27 protein-coding genes are annotated in these 22,953 nt (G+C 40.9%); 3 read left to right on the plus strand and 24 right to left on the minus strand.

All coding sequences use genetic code 11. The features are described 5' to 3' along the window. Position 1: 1 nt before the first annotated feature. From folP to mreD, 6 genes are all read right to left on the minus strand, one after another. Entirely contained in the window at positions 2–1,597 is a 1,596-nt protein-coding gene (folP, locus tag ESZ50_RS03580) for a dihydropteroate synthase (RefSeq protein ID WP_246111506.1), read from the minus strand. Positions 1,598–1,600: 3 nt separating this feature from the next. Then, the gene (gene folB / locus ESZ50_RS03590) at positions 1,601–1,954 is read right to left on the minus strand and encodes a dihydroneopterin aldolase (protein ID WP_148622227.1); all 354 of its coding nucleotides are present in this window, start codon (positions 1,952–1,954) and stop codon (positions 1,601–1,603) included. 222 nt (positions 1,955–2,176) lie between these two features. Continuing rightward, positions 2,177–3,016, minus strand: coding sequence for an amino acid ABC transporter substrate-binding protein (locus ESZ50_RS03595; protein WP_148622228.1), 840 nt, complete (start codon positions 3,014–3,016; stop codon positions 2,177–2,179). A 10-nt stretch (positions 3,017–3,026) separates the two neighbouring features. Beyond that, entirely contained in the window at positions 3,027–3,665 is a 639-nt protein-coding gene (locus tag ESZ50_RS03600; RefSeq protein ID WP_148622229.1) for an amino acid ABC transporter ATP-binding protein, read from the minus strand. 17 nt (positions 3,666–3,682) lie between these two features. Then, on the minus strand, positions 3,683–4,327 hold the full coding sequence (locus tag ESZ50_RS03605; protein WP_148622230.1) for an amino acid ABC transporter permease: 645 nt from the start codon (positions 4,325–4,327) through the stop codon (positions 3,683–3,685). A gap of 335 nt (positions 4,328–4,662) precedes the next feature. Continuing rightward, the gene (gene mreD, locus ESZ50_RS03610; RefSeq protein ID WP_148622231.1) at positions 4,663–5,259 is read right to left on the minus strand and encodes a rod shape-determining protein MreD; all 597 of its coding nucleotides are present in this window, start codon (positions 5,257–5,259) and stop codon (positions 4,663–4,665) included. 117 nt (positions 5,260–5,376) lie between these two features. Between mreD and ESZ50_RS03615 the strand changes: the two genes are divergently transcribed. Beyond that, positions 5,377–6,000, plus strand: a complete 624-nt coding sequence (locus ESZ50_RS03615) for a carbonic anhydrase family protein (protein WP_148622232.1) — start codon at positions 5,377–5,379, stop codon at positions 5,998–6,000. 33 nt (positions 6,001–6,033) lie between these two features. Here the strand turns inward: ESZ50_RS03615 and ESZ50_RS03620 are convergent, their stop codons facing one another. The 5 genes from ESZ50_RS03620 to ESZ50_RS03640 form a co-directional block, all read right to left on the minus strand. Beyond that, a complete protein-coding gene (locus tag ESZ50_RS03620; RefSeq protein ID WP_148622233.1) occupies positions 6,034–6,681 on the minus strand; it encodes an NAD(P)H-binding protein in 648 nt (215 codons plus the stop codon). Positions 6,682–6,740: 59 nt separating this feature from the next. Beyond that, positions 6,741–6,947, minus strand: a complete 207-nt coding sequence (locus tag ESZ50_RS03625) for a hypothetical protein (protein ID WP_148622234.1) — start codon at positions 6,945–6,947, stop codon at positions 6,741–6,743. 119 nt (positions 6,948–7,066) lie between these two features. Beyond that, complete coding sequence (gene mreC / locus ESZ50_RS03630; protein WP_148622235.1) at positions 7,067–7,918, minus strand: rod shape-determining protein MreC; 852 nt, start codon at positions 7,916–7,918, stop codon at positions 7,067–7,069. 115 nt (positions 7,919–8,033) lie between these two features. Then, positions 8,034–9,038 carry a rod shape-determining protein gene (locus ESZ50_RS03635; RefSeq protein ID WP_148622236.1) on the minus strand — a complete coding sequence of 335 codons (1,005 nt, stop codon included), beginning with the start codon at positions 9,036–9,038 and terminating at the stop codon, positions 8,034–8,036. Between the two features lie 347 nt (positions 9,039–9,385). After that, positions 9,386–9,838 carry a JAB domain-containing protein gene (locus ESZ50_RS03640; RefSeq protein WP_148622237.1) on the minus strand — a complete coding sequence of 151 codons (453 nt, stop codon included), beginning with the start codon at positions 9,836–9,838 and terminating at the stop codon, positions 9,386–9,388. 99 nt (positions 9,839–9,937) lie between these two features. On the opposite strand from ESZ50_RS03640, the gene ESZ50_RS03645 reads away from it, so the two are divergent. Continuing rightward, positions 9,938–10,279 carry a VOC family protein gene (locus ESZ50_RS03645; RefSeq protein WP_148622238.1) on the plus strand — a complete coding sequence of 114 codons (342 nt, stop codon included), beginning with the start codon at positions 9,938–9,940 and terminating at the stop codon, positions 10,277–10,279. Positions 10,280–10,322: 43 nt separating this feature from the next. On the opposite strand, the gene ESZ50_RS03650 is transcribed toward ESZ50_RS03645, so the two are convergent. The 9 genes from ESZ50_RS03650 to nrdH form a co-directional block, all read right to left on the minus strand. Then, positions 10,323–11,192 (minus strand): DegV family protein, encoded by an 870-nt coding sequence (locus ESZ50_RS03650; RefSeq protein WP_148622239.1) that lies wholly within the window; start codon positions 11,190–11,192, stop codon positions 10,323–10,325. 24 nt (positions 11,193–11,216) lie between these two features. Further along, positions 11,217–11,585: a fluoride efflux transporter FluC gene (locus ESZ50_RS03655; protein WP_148622240.1), complete on the minus strand. Its 369-nt coding sequence runs from the start codon at positions 11,583–11,585 to the stop codon at positions 11,217–11,219. Further along, positions 11,586–11,954 carry a fluoride efflux transporter FluC gene (locus tag ESZ50_RS03660; protein ID WP_148622241.1) on the minus strand — a complete coding sequence of 123 codons (369 nt, stop codon included), beginning with the start codon at positions 11,952–11,954 and terminating at the stop codon, positions 11,586–11,588. Between the two features lie 290 nt (positions 11,955–12,244). Then, positions 12,245–13,015, minus strand: coding sequence for an ABC transporter ATP-binding protein (locus ESZ50_RS03665; protein ID WP_148622242.1), 771 nt, complete (start codon positions 13,013–13,015; stop codon positions 12,245–12,247). Beyond that, positions 13,008–13,910, minus strand: a complete 903-nt coding sequence (locus ESZ50_RS03670) for an ABC transporter permease (protein WP_148622243.1) — start codon at positions 13,908–13,910, stop codon at positions 13,008–13,010. The genes ESZ50_RS03665 and ESZ50_RS03670 overlap by 8 nt, the downstream gene beginning before the upstream one ends. Position 13,911: 1 nt before the next feature. After that, a complete protein-coding gene (gene trpX / locus ESZ50_RS03675; protein ID WP_148622244.1) occupies positions 13,912–14,898 on the minus strand; it encodes a tryptophan ABC transporter substrate-binding protein in 987 nt (328 codons plus the stop codon). 295 nt (positions 14,899–15,193) lie between these two features. Continuing rightward, positions 15,194–16,159 (minus strand): class 1b ribonucleoside-diphosphate reductase subunit beta, encoded by a 966-nt coding sequence (gene nrdF / locus ESZ50_RS03680; protein WP_148622245.1) that lies wholly within the window; start codon positions 16,157–16,159, stop codon positions 15,194–15,196. Positions 16,160–16,295: 136 nt separating this feature from the next. Next, the gene (nrdE, locus tag ESZ50_RS03685; protein ID WP_148622246.1) at positions 16,296–18,467 is read right to left on the minus strand and encodes a class 1b ribonucleoside-diphosphate reductase subunit alpha; all 2,172 of its coding nucleotides are present in this window, start codon (positions 18,465–18,467) and stop codon (positions 16,296–16,298) included. Positions 18,468–18,549: 82 nt separating this feature from the next. After that, complete coding sequence (gene nrdH / locus ESZ50_RS03690; RefSeq protein WP_148622247.1) at positions 18,550–18,786, minus strand: glutaredoxin-like protein NrdH; 237 nt, start codon at positions 18,784–18,786, stop codon at positions 18,550–18,552. A gap of 348 nt (positions 18,787–19,134) precedes the next feature. Between nrdH and ESZ50_RS03695 the strand changes: the two genes are divergently transcribed. Next, positions 19,135–19,590 (plus strand): class Ib ribonucleoside-diphosphate reductase assembly flavoprotein NrdI, encoded by a 456-nt coding sequence (locus ESZ50_RS03695; protein ID WP_148622248.1) that lies wholly within the window; start codon positions 19,135–19,137, stop codon positions 19,588–19,590. A gap of 36 nt (positions 19,591–19,626) precedes the next feature. Here the strand turns inward: ESZ50_RS03695 and ESZ50_RS03700 are convergent, their stop codons facing one another. From ESZ50_RS03700 to mutL, 4 genes are all read right to left on the minus strand, one after another. Next, positions 19,627–19,971: a cysteine desulfurase gene (locus ESZ50_RS03700; protein ID WP_148622249.1), complete on the minus strand. Its 345-nt coding sequence runs from the start codon at positions 19,969–19,971 to the stop codon at positions 19,627–19,629. Between the two features lie 66 nt (positions 19,972–20,037). After that, positions 20,038–20,319 carry an HU family DNA-binding protein gene (locus tag ESZ50_RS03705; RefSeq protein WP_281282878.1) on the minus strand — a complete coding sequence of 94 codons (282 nt, stop codon included), beginning with the start codon at positions 20,317–20,319 and terminating at the stop codon, positions 20,038–20,040. 166 nt (positions 20,320–20,485) lie between these two features. Then, positions 20,486–20,938 (minus strand): flavodoxin domain-containing protein, encoded by a 453-nt coding sequence (locus tag ESZ50_RS03710; RefSeq protein WP_148622250.1) that lies wholly within the window; start codon positions 20,936–20,938, stop codon positions 20,486–20,488. Positions 20,939–20,962: 24 nt separating this feature from the next. Further along, positions 20,963–22,942 carry a DNA mismatch repair endonuclease MutL gene (gene mutL, locus ESZ50_RS03715; RefSeq protein WP_148622251.1) on the minus strand — a complete coding sequence of 660 codons (1,980 nt, stop codon included), beginning with the start codon at positions 22,940–22,942 and terminating at the stop codon, positions 20,963–20,965. Positions 22,943–22,953 lie beyond the last annotated feature (11 nt).

Raw genomic sequence — 22,953 nt, forward strand, 5'->3', positions numbered from 1 at the left:
GCTAATGCTCCTGATATTCAACATAACCATCAACTAATAAACGCGTTGCGCGAGTGTCATGCGCACGAATTATACGCCCACCCGCAGATAACAACATTTGCTCAAAGATCAATGTCGAATATAGGCGTTCTGCAACTGGTAAATTAAAGACTTTCGACATAAATGATTTTCTCGAGATTGCAATCATCACTGGCAAACCAAGTTTGGTCAATAATCCGGTTGTCTTCATCCGTTCAACAGAATCCATCCCATTTCTTTTGTCAAAGAAGCCCACGCCTGGATCGACTACAATCTGCTCTGCCTGCAAACCGTGCGCCAACAATTCCGCTTGCTTTTCCGCAAAAAATACTGGCAATTCATCATAGACATTATCTGCATGAGTAAAGCCAGCTCGGCCGTTGTTCATAACCACCACAGCTGGATGATACTTTGCCAAGACCGCCAGTTTCGCTTCGGTATCAAATCCATCAATATCATTAATAATATCCGCTCCAGCCAGCAAAGCCTGTTCCATAACATACGCTTCATCTGTGTCAATTGCGATCACAGCCGCTGGGAAGGTTGCTCTAATTGCCCGGAGGGGCTCTGCAAGGCGTTGCCATTCAACCTCTGGACTAATGTCTTCATAGCCCGGTCGCGAGGACTTGCCGCCAAATTCAATTACATCCGCACCAGCATCTAAATCATCACGAACACGTTGTTCAATATATTCTAGCGTTAGATTTTGTGGTGCACCATCATAAAATGAATCCGGCGTAATATTAATAATTGAATATACAATCGGCTGAAAAGTTAAGTCAAAAGTGAACTTTTTGCCAGACCATATCACCCGATTACGTTCCAAGATCTTCGATAATTGTTCTTTACCCGCAAGAAATGGCCAGGCCGCAATTAAATTTCGTAACTCAAAAACAGTCATAAAGGCCAACAAGGCCGTTTGTCCAATCTCGGTCACACTTAAATTATGCCTGAGAAGTTCCTCCAAGCGCTCACGTACTGTACCTGAAACTTCGTCAAATTGAATTCCAATTGCCTGCAAGGAATGTTGCATCGGATTTGACTCGGTAATAACCATATTAAGGCTACCATCTCCCAGAATTTGAATTCCCGTCGTAATCTTTCGTAAGGTTTGCCCCGTCGCCTGTTGTTCAAGCGCCTGGATTCCAGCCTGTACGCGCTTACGCAACGGCGACTCATCAACAATCAATTCCGCAATTGGTCGCAATACAAAGTAACGATTAAAAGCCTCTTTATGCGGAACATGTACATCATCTTGGTCAAATTCCTGCTCACCATAGAAGATGATATCAATATCAATGGTTCTTGGTCCCCAATGAATCTTACGTTGCCGATTCAATGCATGTTCAACTGTATGAATAACATCAAGTAATTGTGGAACCGTCAGGGTTGTCGCAATTTCAACCGCCATATTAATAAAATCGTCCTGCACAATTCCACCAACCGGTGACGTTTCATAGTAACTCGATTTCTTTAATAGGAGGATTTCCGCGTGTTCGGTTAATTTTTGAACTGCCTCATCCAAATAGCGCTGACGATCACCAATATTACTCCCTAAACTCAAATAAACTTTTTCCATCGCCTAACCTCTCATTTCAATCTCCGTATGATCAAAGATACCATCAATTGGTACCGCAATCTTTCGCACATGGACTTCGACTGCCGCAATCCGTTCGCTGTCGAGTGCCCTAACCACTTGAATAATGTCATATGCAAGTTTCTCAATTAGATTAACTCGTGAACCACTGACAATCTTCTCGGTTACTTCGTAGAATGGCACATAGCTTAAACTATCATCGATGTTATCACCACCATTAAAATCAAAAGCCGTTTCTACAATTAGATCAACTTCAATCTTTTGACCAACAACTTTCTCCTCTGGCAAAACACCAATATGCCCTGAAAACTGCATGTTATTCAATTTTATTTTATACATCGTTTCACCTCATCCCAAATGAGCTTTTAACGATAAGTTTACCAAAAATGAGCACCTATCTGTTAATGTCTCTATTAATTGTACTCTGTGAATCCAACTTGTAACAAAGTATCTTTCAAAAATAGTCAGACCAACTAATCATTCGTGCAACTTCCATTTACAACGAAAAAGGTTAGCTGCCAACATTCTCGACAACTAACCTACATAATTTAATTAAAATTTCTATTGCGCATTGGGTGTTCCAAAGTATTTCTCTGAAATTTGATCAATTGTACCATCTTTTTTCATTTTCAATAGTTCTGAATTAACTTCTTTTCTTAATGTCGCATCACCCTTTCGGAAACCAACACCATATTGATCCTTTGGAAAATCTGTTTTAACAATTTTAAAATCAGCCGGATTTTTCTCGTGAGCCACAAAGTACCGCGCGTAATCGCTATCGATCAAAACAGCCTTAACTCGACCAACCTGCAGATCATTCAAAGCCTTATCAAAAGTATCATATTGCACGACGCTACCACTTTGTCCCATTTTATTCTTCAAAAGCTTTGGGTATTGCGTAAATTCTGTGAAGCCTGATGAACCACTTTGGACTCCCAAAGTTTGTCCCTTCATCTGATCCACCTGATCAATGCCATTACTGGTCATCGTTACCAATACTTGCGTGTCAAAGTGATATGGCACTGAGAAGGCAACTTGCTTCGCACGTTGCGGTGTAATTGTAAAACCATTCCAGATCATATCAATGTGTCCCGTATCGAGCTCTGTTACGTTCATCGACCAGTCAATTGGCTGGAATTTGACTTTCAATCCTAAGCGTTTGAATGTTTCACGTGCTAGATCAACATCATAACCAACTAACTTCCCAGACTTATCACGAAAGCCCATTGGCACGTATGTATCATCTAAACCAATCACGACTGTCTTATCAGCTGTCACCTGCTTCCATGTATCATTTTGATGATTAACACGGTACCAAATTCCCCCAATTATTAATAAGACAATCGCTAAAGTAATTCCATTTCCCCACAGTTGACGCTTCCAATTTATCTTCTTCTTCATCTTATTCACCTTAACGTTCAACGTCAGTTCCAAAATCAAATGTCTTATCAGCGATTGCCTGCGCAAACTGTAAATCATGCGTTACGATCAACTGTGTAACACCTTGACTCTTAAGTTGCTGAATAACCCCGATCACCCGATCAGTTGACTCTTCGTCTAAGCCCGAGGTTGGCTCATCATAAGCCAAAATACCTGGCTTCATCGCCAAGGCCCGTGCGATTGCCACTCGTTGCTTCTGCCCACCAGACAGTTGAAACGGATATTGATTGCTTTGATCGGCTAAACCTAATTGATCGATTAATTGATCAGCTAAATCATTTGCATCATTTTTAGCAGCCTTATTTACCATTATAGGTGCCAAAGTAATGTTTTCTTTCACTGTAAATTGTGGAAATAGATTAAAATCCTGAAAGATTACCCCAACATCAGCACCAGTTCGTTCGCCTGACAGATCTAAATCCTGACCATTTAATTGCATCTCACCAGTATCAGCTGCCAATAAGCCCGCCACTATTCGTAGAAATGTTGTTTTACCAATTCCAGAAGGACCAACAATCGTCAATACCTCACCATCGGCAATTGTTAAGTTCAAATTCTTAAAAATCGTCTGCTCTGCATATTTCTTAGATAAATTCTTGATTTCTAACATAACTGCCTCATTTCTCTTTAACGGTAAAAATTCAATTTACTTTCGATTCTGCGCATCACAATTGTAGCAACGGCAGTTAAGATCAAATACAATAATCCTACCAAAAGGTAAGGAAGCAAGGTAACGTCCCGCGCTGCTGCAATACTTCCAGCACGCATCAAGTCGCCCAATCCGATGACATATACCAATGAGGTATCTTTAACTAGATTAATAACTTCGTTTCCAACTGAAGGCATCACAATTTTCGTAACCTGTGGTAAGACAATCTTACGCAAAGTTTGCCAACGAGTGAATCCTAAAACCTTCGCCCCATCGTACTGCCCTTCTGGGATTGATTGTAAACCTCCGCGGAAGATTTCGGCAAAATAGGCTGCGTAATTCAAAATAAATGTCACAACCGCGGCCTCAAAACGTGGCAAGGTCGCAATATGTGCCAAACTCAACCCATAGTAGACAAACACAATTTGCAACATCAAGGGGGTTCCACGCATAATCCATACATAGCCATTAATTAACCAACGAAGTAAGTAAATATCAGTTTTTAAAATTGTTGAAATAATAATTCCCAGAGGAATCGCACCAATCAGCGTTAAAATAAAGACTCCAAAGGTCATCTTTAAGCCATCCAATAGGCTGGGCAAAATTGTTAAAATATATTCCATCTTCGCTACCTCATGCTCTCTTTATCAAAAAAAAAAAACGCCCTCAAGTAAGTTTCTAACTTACTTGAGGGCGAGTTCATTCGCGGTTCCACCTCAGTTTTCGCCAATCGTTACCAACTGGCTCTCACGATCTTATCTAAAAGACCAGCTGTTAACGGTTGCTAACCGGACTTACGTTACATAAGTCGAATATCATGGGTGTGGTTCATTTAGTGGCTTGATCGCTTCACAACTTCTGCGCGACTCTCTGGGCAAACCTACTAAACTACTCGTCCAATCTATCTTTATTTATATTATGGTTAACTCTACGATCATCTATACCAAATGTCAATAGCCTATTTGCGATTCAATGGCAACCGATCATCAAGGCTCTTCTCGTTCATTGTATAATCGCCAACAGCTTTATGGATGGTTTTACCATAAAGCCAGACTAGGAACTGATATACAACTAACAACATTAATAGGTTTACAAGAAGCGTTGGAAATAAATGAAATAGAATAAAATCAGTGATATTTGCGTTCGCAAGATTAATAATTCCAAAAGCTAGGTAGTCAAATACCAAGTAAAAGCTCAAAGAAATGAACCAAGTCAACACTGCCGAACCAAAATTAGTCTCAAAATATTTTTTGACTACTAAGGCAATCCAAACGGCTAACGGGAAGCCAATCATGGCAATCCCGACGATTCCATTATAAAACAAGTCAAACAATAAGCCCGCGCCGGCAGCGGTGCCGTATAAAACACGCAAAGAAAATTGATTTTGCATCCCACCAATAATTGGAATTAGTAAAACAATCAAGGTCAAGAAGGGACTCGCAAACATTGGTTGATGGTATAATACAGGGGCTGCATTAAGTGCAATGCTCCCATCTAAAAGCATTGCAACGAATACAACAAAGAAATGTAGCCACTTGGTTGGAATATACTTCATTTGAATCACTCCGGTCAAAGAAATCATCATAAAATCTTTGTTTTTTTAACTAGTTTAGTTATAAAAACTAGTTTATCATTAAATCAACCCAAGAACAAAAAAATAGGAGTGTTTGCTATGCAACTTGACTATTCACATCAACAGAATTGGCACTTTGAAAGTGGTCAGCATCAATCACCAATTAATATTGATGATCAATCCGTAATCGACTGGCAACGTGGTTCCGCCATCGAAATTGACTATCAAAATCAAGTTAGTGAAGCGCACAATTCAGGCAATGGTCTGGAAGTGCTAGTTAATGGAACTGCCATTCTCAATTACCGCAAATTTAATTTACTTCAATTCCACGTTCACACACCGAGCGAACATCAGCTCAATCAGCATACCTTTGCCGCTGAAGTACATTTCGTACATCAAGCCTTGAATGGTACTAAAGCCGTCATTGGCGTTTTTTTCGAACTCGGCGCACCTGATCCTGTCATTGATTCAATCATGCAACATTGGTCCAAACCGGGCCAATTTGCAATTAAGCTGACCGATTTCATTCCAGCCGATCCGGCCTATTATCATTATCTGGGATCATTGACAACACCACCATTAACCGAAAATGTTGAATGGTACATTATTAAAGAGCCCGTGACTTTGAGTTCAGAGCAATTGAGCTTTTTACAAACCTTAATGCCGAAAAATAATCGAGATTTACAGGCCGTCAATGATCGACCAATTTTATATCGCCCATAAAAAAAACTGGAACATAATCATGTTCCAGTTTTTTTAGTCAACTAAAGTAGCCAAGGCTTCAACAATCGGTTGTCCGCCTGTATGCATCGTAATGACCTTTCGATAGGTCGCCTCATTGGCCAATAAATCAGTCAAGGTCAGCGCAACGTCTTGAATTGTCGCTGGTGCCGAAATCTCATCGTTGACCCCAATTTCACCAGTTCCAGGATCTTCGGTCAAATAACCCGGTTGCAAAACAGTGTAGTTTAAATCAGTGTTATGCACCAGATAGTGATCTGCAAAATGCTTGACCACATAATAATCTGCCAAAGCCTTAAATCCAGGTGTCGTCCAACGCTCAGGTTTCAAAGCAAAGACCGTACTTAATTGAATGAAGCGGGTAATGCCGGCTTGTTCGGCAGCTTCTTGTAACTTTACAAAGCCAAACAAGTCAATCTGAATAAGGTTACCGCCACGAGCGCCACTCACGTTGTAAATCGCGTCAATCTTCAAAGAACGCAATTGTTCGACCATCATTTCGCTGGTCAATGCTTCAAGATCAAAGGCCAAATGTTCAACTTGTGTTCCAAATTGATCATTGCCCTTTCTCGATGTCGCAATGACCGTATGACCTGCAGCCAGCAAATTTGGCACCAATTCTGTTCCAACACGTCCAGTTGCACCAATTACTAAAACTCGCATATATGCCCCTCTTTCACCCTTCAATCAAAGAGCAACCATCCAGTTGCACTTTTACTTAGCTAGCAATGACCATTTGTGTCTTCGTTAAACCATTCTGTATTCATCTCATCATAGATTCGTAAATAATCATTCTGTTTAACGAAATTAATAATTTGCTCACGACTCAATCCTGTTTTTTCAGCAGCATCACCGACTGTTACAATTTTACGACTCAAGATACCGGTGTGCACAATCTCATATGGATCGTTGACTTTAACTGTTGTCATATCATTCATACCCCCGTTTTGCCTCTTACTTTATATAAACATTATACATCAACTCCTGTTATCTACCTACCAACCCGACAAAAAAACGACCACCTCGTCTGGAGGAGTCGTCTATTTACTTATGACTGTGGAATCGCTACAGATACAACCGGGATATTATTGAAATCAGTTGCTGGTTCAATCAAAATTTGCTTTGACGCACCACTATCATCCTTCGTAACTGACTCAACCTTACCAACGTAAAGACCAGACGGCGTTACACCACCCAGACCAGACGTCGTAACCAAATCACCCTTCTTAACATCAGTCTGTGAAGTGATGTTGCTCATAATAATTTGATTCTTTGTTTGGTTAAAGCCAGAAATAATTCCGTCAACAACATCGCCGTTGCTTGCCGTAACTCGAATTGCAAAGCGGTCAGCTGTCTGGCTATTATCAGAAATCAATTCAACCTTGGCATTTGTCGTATTAACTTGCACAATCCGACCAACTAAGCCACCTGAGCCCATGACAGACATGTTCTTCTTCAACCCAGCATCAGTTCCCTTATTAATAATAATCTGAGACTGCCAATTAGAAGGTGAACGTGAGATAACGACTGCATTAACCACCTTGAAGTCAGTTAAGGTGCTATCTAGCTCTAACTGGCTCTTTAACGCCTTGTTTTCTGCTTGCAAAGTCTGTAACTGTACCTTTGCCTGTGCCAACTCATCAACACGGGTTGTTAATTTCTCGTTTTCTTGATACGTACTCAGCAGTTGCTGAATCGACTGTGTACTATTAGCAATTGCTCGCACCGGCGTACCAACAACCTGAGCCGTCCACCCCGTGATATCTGATAACACACGGCTTGGTAATGATGGTTCAGATTGCGAGCTACGCGCATTGGAACTTACTGTAATAATTGCAATAGTCAGAATTGCGATTACCACTGCAATTACCAAACGCCGTGAAGAAAATGGGTTTTTCATTATTACTCCCTTCGTCCGTCCGAACTAATCAATTAATTACTAACTAGAAATCATCAAACATTCTAGTCATTTATCTAAAAAAGCACCACACCGAAAATGTGATGCTCCATCAAACTTAATTATTGTTCAGAACGTCGATTGACTTCAAAATTTCGCCTGTCCCCAAGACAACTGCATCTAATGGTTCTGGTGCAATAAGCACAGGTACCTTAGTTGCATCTGCGATAACTTCGTCAATATGGTGCAGCATAGCGCCACCACCGGTCAAAATAATTCCATGATCGATGACATCCGCAGCTATTTCTGGTGACGTCTCTTCAAGCGTTTCCTTAATTGCTACAATAATTTCAGCAATTACATCCTTAATTGCCTCAGCAACATCAACCGCTGAGACCTCAATCGTCTTTGGTAGACCGGTTACTAGGTCGCGCCCACGGATTGTTGTACCATCCATATCAGCTGCCTTCTCAACATCAGCTGAGCCAATCTCCATCTTTAGACGCTCGGCTGATTGCTCACCGATCAATACTGAATAATTTTGACGAATGTACGTCATAATTGCGTCGTCTAAACGGTCACCCGCCATCCGAATTGAACGTGATGACACGATTCCACCCAAAGAAATGGTTGCAACGTCAGTCGTTCCACCACCCATATCAACAACCATTGATCCGGTCGGCTCCATCACGGGCAGGCCAGCTCCAACAGCGGCGGCAAATGGTTCCTCGATCACAAAGGCATCGCGAGCACCAGCGACACGAGCTGCATCCGTAACTGCTCGGCGCTCAACTGCCGTAACACCAGAAGGTACACCGATTACTACCTTAGGGTTCGTCTTTCCGTTGCCAAGTGCCTTATTTAGATAATATTTCAACATTGCTACCGTTGTCTCATAGTCAGCAATTACACCGTCGCGCATTGGACGGATCGCCTTAATTGAGCCCGGAGTACGTCCAAGCATCTCCTTGGCAGCCGCTCCGACAGCAACAACTTCATCAGTGCGTGTATTACGAGCCACAACAGATGGCTCTCGTAATACTATTCCTTTTCCTTCAATATAAACAAGCGTATTTGCGGTACCTAAGTCGATACCCACATTTCGAGTCCCAAATGAAAACACGGTATATATCCCTTTTCCTTCTTTTTATCTCATGCCAAAATTGTAAACAGTTTTACACACTGTCTAAAATACATATTCTACCTATTCTAGCACAGCTTTAATACGTCCGTAAATGGCTGAAAGACATCAAAATCAGGAAATCTTTTACCCCTAATCTGTTTTGCTCAGTCTTACGGATCGTCAACCAATCATTTAGCAAATCATTGGTTCAATTATGATTTTTTTGCGGATCCATCAAGCTTTCTGGTGGAATTAATCAATTATAACTTTTTTTGGCCGTTGAAATATTAAAATATTATGAATCCTTGATTATTCACGGGCAAAATTCATCTAACCTTGCTTCTAGGTCATATTCTGGTGTTAGGAGGCTTGAATTTATTCGAACTCAAGTACGGTTTGAAAACATCCGTTAAACTAACCTTCGGCATTTTCCCCAGGGCACGTTGACTCAAAAAGGACTGCTTTGTTACGACTATGAAGTCAAGAAAATGATATTGCATCAACTTACTACAGATTTCGAGCTGAACTTTAAAGCGTTCGTCGCTCTCAGATAGCGTCAGAATTCCACTCGGATGATTATGTGCTAGTACAAAACCATAAGCGTTTACCGCCACCAAATCTCTAAATATATCGCGTGGATGCACACTAACCCCATCAACCGTTCCCAGTGCAACTCGCTTCATCAATAATACTTGCATTTGTGTCGACAAGCCGATCACCCAACACTCCTCCTGAAGTGCACTACCCATCGCAACAATTAGCGTCTCACCAAGTTCCTTAACCGATTTAACTCGCTCCATATTAAACGTTCCTCTAAATTAATAGGACGTGCTATTTAATCAAAAGTGTTAAACGCGTTATACTTGAAGAAGTATTTTTTTGAAAGAAGGTTCCAAACTATGCGTGTCCGCAAATTTAGTCCTAATTATATTCCAAGCAAGAATGTTGCTCGAGCCGTTCGCTTCTACCGTGAAGTCTTTGATTTACCGACAGAATTTGGCGAGCATGAGGACCGTCATCTTTTCTTTGACCAAGAGGCCATTGTATTTGATGAAGTTGATGCCGAACCAATTACTGTAACTGTTGTTGTTCGTGATCATCAAGCGACTGTTGAAAATCATTTGATCAACTACTATGTCGAACAAGTTGCACCAATCAGTGAAACGCCTGATGGACGCCATATTATTTTTCATTTGGATGATTTTGAGGGTAACCATATCGAAGTCATTGCTAACAAATAAAAGAGTTGTAACCGTTAAATAAATGGTCGCAACTCTTTTTTATTTACAATAATGACTCATAATCACGCGCCCAAATAACGCCCATCGCCTTTTCACCCGTATGAACTCCAATGTACGGCCCAATGATTGAACGTTCAACAATCAAACTAGGCTGACTAGCCGCAAGTTCTTTGGCCCAAGCATCAGCTAAGGCAGGATTATTACCGTCAACGATTGTCACTCGAATTGGATATGTTACTCGCGCTAATTCTTCGGCCAAGACCTTTTGAATATTATTCCAAGCTCGCTTCATCTGACGTTCTTTGCCGATCGCCACAATTTTAGCTTCTTCATTAAATGTCAACATGGGCTTAATATTCAAAAGTGATCCCACCAGTGCCGCACCGTTTGATAAGCGACCCGTTCTTTGTAAATGGCGTACGTCGTCGACTACAAAGCGTACATCGGTGCTAGTTCGCAAAATTGTCAGTTGCTCCCAGATTTCAGACACACTTTTACCCGCCTGCACTAAGATTGCTGCTAATTTAGCTTGGTTTCCGGCTGCCTTTGCTGCAATTTTAGAGTCCCATACATGCAATTTAACAGGGGCCGCGTCCGCCATCGCCGTCAATGTTGAAACCAAGCCCGAGATTCCCGACGAAATTGCCACAAAAATTACATCTGTATACCCAGCCTCGGCTAGATCAGTCAATTTCTGCTCAATCACCCCTGGCGCGATCTGTGACGTTGTCAATGCAGGATCAGCCTCTTTCTGGAACTGATAAAATTCAGCTTGGCTTGCCCAACTCACGCCCTCAAAAAATTGTTTTGATCCCATCATGATTGGATCATTCAAAGTTGTTATATTTAGAGCTTTCAATTCCTCAGCTGTCAGATAGCTTGAACTATTCGTCAGAACCGCTATTTTCGTCATATCCCCATATCTCCTAATTATCAATTAAAATAACTTCGTTAATGCAACTCCTAAAAGAAGCATTCCAATCCCCCCAACAAAAGCAATGATTGTTTTAAGCTCAACTAAATTTCGTTGGCTTCGATCGTTCTTTTCAAGCGCATCCGCTAGTTCCACAATCGGAGCTGAGAAGGTTGAATATCCTCCTAAAATCCCGGTCGCCCAAAAGACGTTGACTCCTGCTTGTAAGTGCATCCCAAACGCAATTCCAATTAACAAGGACGCACTTAAATTGATGATCATAACCATCCAAATTGCAATATCAGCAAACCAACGATTGGCTAATTCAAGCATTAGAAAACGTAAAATCGATCCAAAGATCGCGCCAAAACCGGCTAATAAAATCAACATCATCTATGCTACCGTCCTTTTGGCCAACCAACGCGCCAAGAATACAACCATGACCCCGCCGATTAAGGTTATAGAAAAGTATAACAAAGCCGGCCAGATTTGACCTAATTTAACCATATCCAATACTGCCGTTGAGAAGGTTGTGAACGCACCCAATATTCCAACCATGATAAAATCAGCCGTCGTCTGCTTTAAATTAAGTTTACGCGCAAATAACACCACCAAGAATGCGGAAATAAAAGTTCCCAGCAAGTTAATTACAATTGTTCCCCACGGAAACGGTCCTGCTAGCCATAATTCAATTGCCTCGCGCAGTGCGCCCCCAAAAAAGCCTCCAAAACCGACTGCTATGATTCGCTGCCAATATCGCATATACTTGCTGCCATCCTAATCTGTTAATTTACATTTTCCCAAGAAATTTGATACATTTTCGATAATATACCCCCCGGTATACTTATTGCAATAGCTATCTCAATGAATGTACTCCAATCTAATATTGTCATTTATTGCTGGGCGCCCTGACAGAATTACTAAGAACTACATAAAAGCACTTCAAGGAAAACCTTTTTGGTCAAATTATCAACATCGCCTATTTGTGATGATCATTCTCATTGATCAAAATAAAAGAGATTGGTACCAACAGCACCAATCTCTACTATGTTTTAATATCGGTTAAAATACGTTAGCAACTCAGTGATTGTCAACGCCTGCTTTGTAGCGCCTTGTACATCGAGTGCAATCTTACCTGCATCAATTATGATCAATCGATCACCAAACTCAAGCGCATCTTCCAAATTGTGCGTAATCATTAATGCAGTTAGCTTTTCCGCCTTGATACTTTGGTCAGTCACTGCCATCAACTGGGCAGATGTCTTCGGATCAAGTGCAGCCGTATGTTCATCTAATAACAACAACTCTGGCTGGCTTTGTGTAGCCATTAAAAATGATAATGCCTGTCGTTGCCCACCAGATAAATCCCCGGTTGCCATCTCCAAACGACTATCTAAACCATTCCCCATCTTGGCGGCCAAAGTTGCAAACTCAGCCATTTTGGTTTTGGTTAAATTTCGATTACGGAGTCGTCGTGACTTTCCACGTCGCTCAGCTAACAGTAAATTTTCTGCAACCGTCATTCTGGGAGCAGTACCGAGTTTCGGATCTTGGAACACTCGTGATAGATACTTCGTTCGGTCTATTTCAGACATATGGGTAACATCAAGCTCACCTAAGTAGATTTGCCCCGAAGTCAAAGCCAACGATCCTGCAATCACGTTAAAGAGCGTTGACTTACCAGCACCATTTGAACCTAATACAGTTACAAAATCACCCGGTTGGAGTTCAAGTGAAACGTGATCTAAAATATTCTTTTCATTTGAACTGCCAGCATTGACTGTCACTGTAGCATCAACTAGCCGTACCGCCGTTTTAGTCATGACTTGCAACCCCCTTCTTGATCACTTTTTCCAAATGTAACGAACGTCGTAATTGTGGCGAAATTAATGCAAGTCCTAGGATCACAGCACTAAATAGATTTAAATCGTTTGCCGAGAATCCGATTGCCAAAACAATAACTAGGACAAAGCGGTATAAGATCGATCCAATAATAATGGTCACCAGCCGATTGGTTAGCGAAAGTTCACCACCATAACTTACCTCACCAATAATAATTGATGCCAATGCAACCACGATAATCCCAATTCCCATATTGACGTCCGCAAAACCATTATTTTGTGCCACTAGTGAGCCACCAAAAGCAATCAGCGCGTTTGACAACATCAATCCTAAGATTGTCATGCGATCTGTATTAATCCCTAACGATCGTGCCATAGTTTCATTATCGCCAGTAACGATAAATGCCTGGCCTAATTCAGTCTGTAGGAAGATAGCAATCATTCCTGTAATGATCGCTATCACAATCATCCCCACCAACACTGCCGACATATTGGCTGATAACTTATTCAGACCCATTCCAGAAAAAATCGTTGTTACACCAAGCAATGAACGATTCGCCTGCCCCATAATCCGGAGATTAACTGAGTAAATCGCCGTCATCGTTAAAATACCAGCTAATAAGATTGGCACACGTCCTTTTGTATAAAGCAATCCAGTTACCAAACCGGCTAAGGCACCCGCTAAAGCCGCAATCAAACTCGCTAATAATGGATTCATACCTTGGGCGATCAAGGTTACTCCCGTGGCGGCTCCTAATGGAAAGGTACCTTCAACAGTCATATCTGGAAAGTCCAAAATTCTAAAGGTAAGAAATAAGCCAATTCCTAAAGTTGCCCATAGTAATCCCTGACCAATTGCCGAAATAATTAATTGCATCCTATTCTCCTACGATCTTAGCTTTGCTATAAGCACTTGGAATTGTCAAACCAAACTTATCCGCCTTAGCCTTATTAATAATTAAATTACCGCTCTTCATAAATTGTACTGGCAAATCAGCTGGCTTCTTGCCCTTCAAAACTTGGGCAATCATCTTTCCTGTTTTGATTCCAATTTCCTTTTGATTAATTGACTCTGCGGCTACCCCACCTTGCTCAACCATCGTATCAACGGTTGGGAAGACTGGCACATTTGCATTATCCGTATTCTTAATCAACGTCGTAAAGGCACCAGCAATTGTGTTATCGGTCGGTACAAATACCGCCTGTACATTATTATTGTTTACCATTTGCAGAGATGTTTGATTCAAGTCGTTTGACGAGGCAATTGTATATTCCTTAACTTCAATCCCAGCCGCTTTGGCCAAAGTTGCCATCTTCTTAGCCTCAGTGGTTGCTGAATCATCTGACGAAGTATAGATAATACCCAACGTCTTAAGATTTGGCATAAAGGCTTGCATCATCTTTAATTGCGAAGCCAACGGAGCTTGATCTGAAACCCCTGTCACATTACCGCCAGGATGGCTATATGACTTAACTAACTTCGCGCCAATTGGATTAGTTGATGCAGAGAAAACAACTGGTTTGCTTGTAACTGTGTTTGCAACTGCAATTGCCGCAGGCGTTGCAATACCAACCGATACATCAGCCTTTTCATTTGCAAACTTGGTTGACATTGTTTTCAAATTACTCTGATCTGCTTGGGCATTTTGGAAATCAATCTTAACATTCTTGCCAACCTTGTACCCAGAATCATTTAGACCTTCTTTGATTCCGCTATAGATTTGATCCAATGCGGGATGTGACATAAATTGCAAAACCCCTACCGTCGGCACTTTCGCCTTCTGGGTTTGCACACCGGAATAAATTCCGGCCCCAATTAATACTGCTGCAATTACTGATAAAGTTCCTACAATACGCTTGTCCATGTCTCTCTTCTCCTAAGTTATAAACTAGCATGCAGACAAAATAAAAAGGTCTGCACGCATTCCGTGCAGACCCCTCAAGGAAATCCTAATGTCAGCACAGATTCGATATGCGAGCTCTAAAAAGAGCACGTACCGAATCTGTTTTTTCACAGTCCGGCCGTGTTAACGGCGCCACCAACTATTTGATTGTGAAAATTGCTTAATCATAAGTTTCTCCTCGATTAATCTTTAGTAATAATATCTATGGTCTAAATCATATATCCTCGTTTAGCCCTTGTCAACTATTTTAAAAAAATTACTTATTCAATCCATAATTATAGTCATCATCTTCCATGGTTTCTAATTCTCCCAGACGGTATCCATTACCAACCTGTGAAAAGAAATCATGATTAGAAGTGGTTGTCGAAATTCCATTCATCACAACTGGATTAACGTCATCAGCTGTATCAGGGAAAAGTGGGTCTTGCCCCAAATTCATTAAAGCCTTGTTTGCATTGTAGCGTAAGAAGGTCAAAACGGAATCCGCCCAGCCAACTTCATCGTAAATTGCATGTGTATAACGCTCTTCATTACTGTACAAATCCATTAGCAAATCATACATCCACATCTTTAACTCATCTTGCTCGTGCTCTGGTAATTCAACCAGACCACGTTGGAATTTATAACCAATGTACGTTCCATGGACAGATTCATCGCGTAAGATCAATTTAATGATTTCGGCAACATTATTCAACTTATTGTGTCCAAGATAATATAATGGCGTATAAAAACCAGAATAAAATAAGAATGTTTCGAGAAAGACCGATGCAATCTTCTTCTGCAAGGCAGATCCTTCTGCATAAATTTGTTGAATTCTTTGCGCCTTATACTGCAAGAACTCATTTGTATTCGTCCAAGCAAAGATCTCTTCAATTTCTGCTGGTTGATTCAAAGTTTCAAAAATCGAAGAGTATGACTTGGCATGAACCGATTCCATAAACTCAATGTTGTTAAGAACAGCTTCCTCGTGTTGCGTTCTGACTGAAGCCTTTAATGACGCCATTCCATCCTGTGATTGGAGTGTATCAAGTAGGGTCAATCCACCAAACACGCGCCCAACCAAATCCTTTTCTGGCTTACTCAACGTCCGCCAATCGTCCAAATCATTCGATAGCGGTATTCTGGTATCAAGCCAGAATTGCTCAGTTAATTTCTCCCACGTTGCCTTATCAATGGCATCTTCAATTGCATTCCAGTTAATTGCAATGTAATTATCACTCATTTGTGCTCCCTCTGCTTACTTAAACGACCAACTCTATCCTATCCCGAATAACTCGCTTTAATTAACAATCGACAACGACCATTACTAAAAGCGAGTTATTCAAATGCTCATCTTAATTTATTGCACGGCAAAACGATTAAATTGAGCATGATTCACATTCGTTAACACCAAACTCTTCCATATCATCCGTATACGTCCGTACATAATAAACCGATTTCACACCCTTGTTATAAGCATACAACCGCAAGATGTTTAAGTCACGCGTTGTCATCTTATTGGTTCGACCATTTTTCCACTCATACAATCCTTCTGGCAAGGTTGACCGCATAAAGAACGTCATCGCCATCCCTTGATCAATGTGCTCCTGAGCCGTCGCATAGACATCGACAACGCGACGCATATCAATATCATAAGCAGACTCGTAGTATGGTAACGTTTCATTACTTAAGTATGGTGCCGGATAATAAATCTTACCGATCTTCTTTTCTTGACGTTCCTCAATCCGATTAACAATTGGTTGCAACGATGCTGTTGCATCATTGATGTATGAAATCGAACCAGTCGGAGCCACCGCTAAACGATACGCATTATAAATTCCATGCTCCATCACTGAAGCCTTTAAGGCTGCCCAATCTTCTTGACTTGGGAAGTTATGCCGAGCAAATAAGGCTTGTACCTTCGCTGTCTTGGGTTGCCAATCTTGGCTAAGGTACTTATCAAAATATTGACCTGAGGCGTAACTTGAGTCCTTAAACCCAACAAAGCTCTCACCACGTTCGATCGCCAATTGATTAGACGCCTTGAGTGTATAGTAGTTTAACATTAAGAAATAAGCATTCGTAAAGTCTAGCGCCTCTTCATCACCGTACATCATTTTATTCTTGGCAAAAAAGGCGTGCAGTCCCATTGCGCCTAACCCAATCGCATGTAATTCGTTATTCCCTTTTTGAACACTTGGCACAATATCCAACTGCGAATTATTGGACACAAATGTTAAAGCCTTTACCATCGCATTGATTGATTGTTCAAAATCAGGAGTCTCCATCAAATTAACGATATTCGTCGAACCTAGATTACAAGAAACATCGGTTCCCATTACATCATACTCTTGACGATTATTTACAAGTGATGGGCGTTGTACCTGTAGAATTTCTGAACACAAATTCGACGAAATCACTTTACCGGCAATTGGATTAGCTGCATTAACAGTGTCAATATTGATGACGTAAGGATAGCCAGATTCTTGCTGCAACTTTGAAATTTCATTTTCAACATCTCTGGCGCGTACTTTCTTCTTACGAATATTTTGATTTGCAACCATGTTGTCATATTCCGCAGTTATATCAACGTAATTAAATGGCGTACCATATTCTCGCTCAACATCATATGGCGAGAAAAGGAACATATCAGCATTTAACTTTGATAGTTCATAAAACTTATCAGGAACCGTTATTCCCAAAGACAAAGTTTTAACACGAATCTTTTCATCCGCATTTTCCTTTTTTGTTGCAAAAAATTCCATGATGTCTGGATGAAAAATCGACAAATAAGCAACTCCAGCTCCATTTCGTTGTCCCATTTGGTTTGAATATGAAAAAGAATCTTCCAATAACTTCATCACTGGAACCACACCAGATGCTGCATTGGCAATCCCCTTAATCGTTGAACCTGCTTCCCGCAAGTTTGATAGATTAATTCCTACACCGCCACCAATTTTTGAAAGTTGCAAAGCTGAATTAATCGTCCGACCAATCGAATTCATATCATCAGTTGCCTGCAAGATAAAACAAGAAACTAATTCTCCGCGTCGCGTCCGACCAGCATTCAAAAATGAAGGGGTTGCTGGTTGATACCGTTGATGAAGCATTTCATCCGCGAGCTGTAGTGCTAACTCTTCATCGCCACCAGCATAAAAAAGTGCATTAATCGCTACCCGATCGGCGTAACCCTCTAAGTACCATTCACCATCATTAGTTTTGAGAGCATATTGAGCATAGAATTTATACGCCGCCATAAACGATTTGAAAGTAAAGTTCGTCTCAGCTAAAAAATCATAAAGACGCTCAATGAAGCCAAAGTCATACTGGTTGATCACATTAGCATCCCAAAAATCGTTTTCGACCATATAATCAAACCGTTCACGCAAAGTCGCAAAACGCTTAGTATTTGGACCGACGTTTTCTGCCATGAATGCTGTCAGGGCTTCAGCGTCTTTTTGCAATTGGATGCTATTGTTAAGTGGGATGTTCACTTGATTGTTCAAATCAAAATAAGTCACTTTATTTGTATCGAGTGTTGATAAAGCCATAATTTCCTCAATTTCTATTCCTAAGGTTGAGCGGAATTCCACGAAAATTGCACCGACTTTCTAGGAATAAGATTTAAATTACCTACATCGCCTGGGCAAGATTTGCTAGTAAATCTGGTCGAAAACCATTGATTGGTTCGAAAAGCTTCGACATAACCACTGGAACTGATTGATAACCTTGCTCTTTCAAATAAGCCAAGGCACTTTCATCAGCCGATACATTCCGTTCCTTGAAAGTTACCCCATATTGTTCCAAGGTCTTTTTCGTCATTTTGCATTGAATGCAGTTATCCTTTGTAAATACTGTTATTTCTGGCATAATCCCATACTCCTTTAACGTCTTTTTTATTTTCAATTCCATTTCCTTGCTTTAGAGTTTACCAGCCAACATAACAGAATGCAAATTATTAATCTTCAAAGCAAAACCTTGATAGACCGGCAATTAAGCCGGTTTATCGGAGGAATATTTTTCATCCAACATAACTTTCCGTTAGCAAAGATCAGATCAACCCGCACCACGATTGCTTTCACGCCCGCTTGATAAAAAAAGTGGATATTTTGTTCTGTATTTATTGTTTCAAGGGTATTGAAAAGCCAAATTAAATAGCGTAACGTTGAAACTACTTATTCAACTTAGTGACATACTTAATATTTAATGGGGTTTCAGATGATCGTTCGGATTTTATATATTTCATTGGGAGGGAATACCCACCACTTTATTAAAAAAATGCAGGCCTATGCTCAAACTCATTCAACCGTCGAAATCGATGCTGAAGAGATTACCGATGCGAGTTTTGACAAACTGGAGCAAGCACCGTTTTTCGCGCTCGTGCCAACTTACTTAGATGGTGGCAACGGAATCGATAATGGGGTCAAAGAAATTATGACCAACCCACTTTTTGAACAAATTGAGTATCAAAATAACCGGGATCAATTGATTGGCATTGTCGGTTCAGGCAATAAGAACTTCAATATTCAATATATTCTAACGGCCCGGCGTTATGGTGACTATTTCGATGCCCCCGTGATTGGTGACTATGAACTACGGGGTACCGATCAGGACGTGGAGCGTATCTTCAATGCACTTGTTCAACGCCTTGAAGAATACACCCAGGCTAACTAAAAAACGGACGCTCAGGCGTCCGTTTTTTTTGCTCAATTAATCAACCGTCATAATTTCACGCTCAACCAATTCGTTTAAATAGAATCGATATAACTCAATCAACTCAGGTTCCTTTGAGGCTAGCTTAAAGATATCAACTAAAGTAGTCCCATTTGCGTTAACAGTTTTAATTTTCATTCCTGTCAACTCTTTGTTAATCACTATTTTCAGTTTGATTGACTTTGCTAAGCCTTTTTCAGGTTGCAACGCCCGCTGCATGATATATGCACCAGCATTGTTCTGTACAAAGCCAGTATCACCTAGGGCATATTTCTTAAGCTGGGGATTAAAAGTATAGGTACTCGAATCACCAGCTACCTTAACAGAATGTTCAAATGCCATCTAAATCGCTCCTCAAATAAAAAGGGCCCAACCTAATACGGCTCGGCCCAAAATGTAAACAAAAGTTTACTTGTTAACTGCGTCCTTCAATGACTTACCAGGCTTGAAAGCTGGAACCTTTGATGCAGCAATTTCGATTTCTTCACCAGTTTGTGGGTTGCGTCCCTTACGGGCAGCACGCTCACGTACTTCAAATGAACCGAAACCTACGAATGAAACTGTATCACCAGCAACCATAGTCTCTTGGATAGTCTCCAAGAAAGCATTAACTGCCTTTTCAGAATCTTTCTTAGTCAATTCTGTCTTGTCTGAAACTTTTGCAACGAATTCTGCCTTTGACAAACTCATGTTAAATACCTCTTTCATGTTTGTAGCCCTATTATACTAATACTATCAAGAAAAATACAACCTTTTAGGGCAACTTAATTAAAATTTCCCAAAAATCTTATATTATTCAGTATTCATACTGCTAAATTTTTGATTTTTTTGAAGCCGTTTTTATGTGTTTTTTATATTATTTAACTGCTGATGCAATTAACGCCTCAGTAAATTGTGCCAATTGTAACTTTGTACTCTTATTTGGACTCAAATTAACATGAACCCCTGTGGCGCCTTTGATTGCTCCCGTTTTCAGTAACTGTGTTTCAAATTTATCGACGGCAACAGCAAAATCCTTACCATAAAAAGTATCCCCAGAACCAGCAACTCCAAAAATAATTCCAGATAAATCGACATCACTGAGATCTTCAAAGAAATCGAGGGCCTCATCTGGTAAAGATCCTTTATCAAAGGTATAAGGTACGACCACTAAAATATCAGTCTCTTCCGGCTTAATATCAAAGGGATCAACGTTAGAAATATCTTCCTTGGTCACTTCAACATCTTTGGCCTGAAAGGTCTTGATGATTTCGTCAGCAACATCTTCGTTATTCCCAGTTATTGTTGCAAATAATACGCGCGCTTTCATTAACGTTCCTCACTCTATCACCATCTAAAAAGGATGGTTATCATATTCAATCCATGACTCATGTGAATCTTGGATTCGCTTAAACATCTTTTCCATATCCGTTAAGGAGAAGGTTACGACCACTGGTCGACCATGTGGACAATTAAAGGGATTTTCACTCTTAGCTAATTGCGTAATTAATCCCCGTGCTTCGAAATCATTTAGGGCGTGGTTAGCCTTGATTGAACGTTTACATGCCATCATGATCGCCGTACGCTCTCGGAAATCCGCGACCGTTAAACTTCCCTCCCGCAAAATCCAATCAACCATTTCACGGATCGTACTCTCCTCTTGGCCGGGAATAAACCAGCCTGGATGTTCTCGTACAATCATTGAATTAGTATCAAAAGGCTCCAAAAATAACCCAACCTCTGCTAATTGATCTGCGTGCCCTTGAATTTTCAATAAGTCGACCTGTGAATATTCTAAAATGATCGGCACAACCAACTGTTGCAACTCTCGCCCACGTGTACCGATTTCTTCACGATAGTACTCGTATTTAACTCGCTCTTGCGCAGCATGTTGATCAATCAAATACAGACCATCTTCAGCTTGGGCAAACAGGAAAGTCCCATGCATTTGTCCAATATAGCTCAGCTCTGGAAAACGTTGCCCTTGCAATTGGGTATCTTCAACAGCTGCATTAGCTGTCAGCTCTAATTCAGCCTGTTTTCCAGCCACTGGCGTACCAACGTTATCAAAGGGTGTAATTGTCTCAGGATGGGCGTAACGAGCCGCAAAGGCCTGCATTGGCTCCTTAGTGAGATCATCACTCACCCTTACTTCAAGCGTTTTGGGCTCGTCCGTGTCAAATTGAACCGCCTGATTAATTATTCCTGTCATCTCAGGTTCTGGAGATACCGCCTCATGAACGCGCGAATTTTCATTCAACTGCATGATCAAAGCATCTTTATCCTGTGGTCCAGCTTCTTCGTTCCGACCACCCATATAATTATCATAGGCATTTGGAATCAAATTTTCAGATCCTAATCGTTGGGCAACCGCCTCCTCAATTAAACTCATCAATTGTTCTTCCTTGGACAGGCGTACCTCATGCTTCTGTGGATGCACATTTACGTCAACCAACAACGGATCCATGTCGATTTCCAGAACTGCCAATGGAAAACGCCCCACCATCAGTTTTGAGCCATAACCTTTGACCAGTGCCTTAGTTAGCTGATAATTCTTAATATAACGCCCGTTAATTAAAATTGAGATATAATTACGGCTTGCTCGAGTCAACTCAGGTAGCGAAATGTAACCCTTTAATTTAAAATCAGCATTTTCAGCCTCCAAGGCGACCATCTTTCGCGCTTGCTGGACCCCATAAATAGTCGCTAAAACCTGTTGAACATTTCCATTCCCAACTGAAGTAAGAATTGCATGATCATTATGCGTCAACCTAAAAGCAATATCGGGATGGCTCAATGATAAACGATTAATGATATCCACAATCTGTGCCAGTTCAGTATGTTGCGATTTTAAATACTTTAGGCGTGCTGGTGTGTTAAAAAAGAGATCAGTCACTTTAACCGAGGTTCCTTGACGCGCACTCGTACCAATCTCTTCAATCAGTTCGCCACCACGATAATGAACCTTTTTACCCTGCTTTGCACTAGCAACTGCGGTCTCTAAAACAACATCAGCGACCGATGCAATTGATGGCAATGCTTCTCCACGAAAGCCTAATGAATGCACTCGAAAAAGATCATTTCGATCGACAATCTTAGAAGTCGCGTGGCGCAAAAAGGCTCGCGTCACTTGTTCCGGCGCAATTCCATCACCATTATCAATGATTGTAATCGACTTTGTGCCAGCTTCTTCAACCAGGATATCAATTTTACTTGCCTGAGCATCAATTGCATTCTCAACAAGTTCTTTAATCACTGACGCTGGTCGCTCAATCACTTCACCGGCTGCAATTTGATTTGCTAAGACCGTTGATAACTCATGAATTTCTGCCATATTACTCCTTC

The organism is Weissella muntiaci (assembly GCF_008107635.1).
Lineage (GTDB): Bacteria > Bacillota > Bacilli > Lactobacillales > Lactobacillaceae > Weissella > Weissella muntiaci.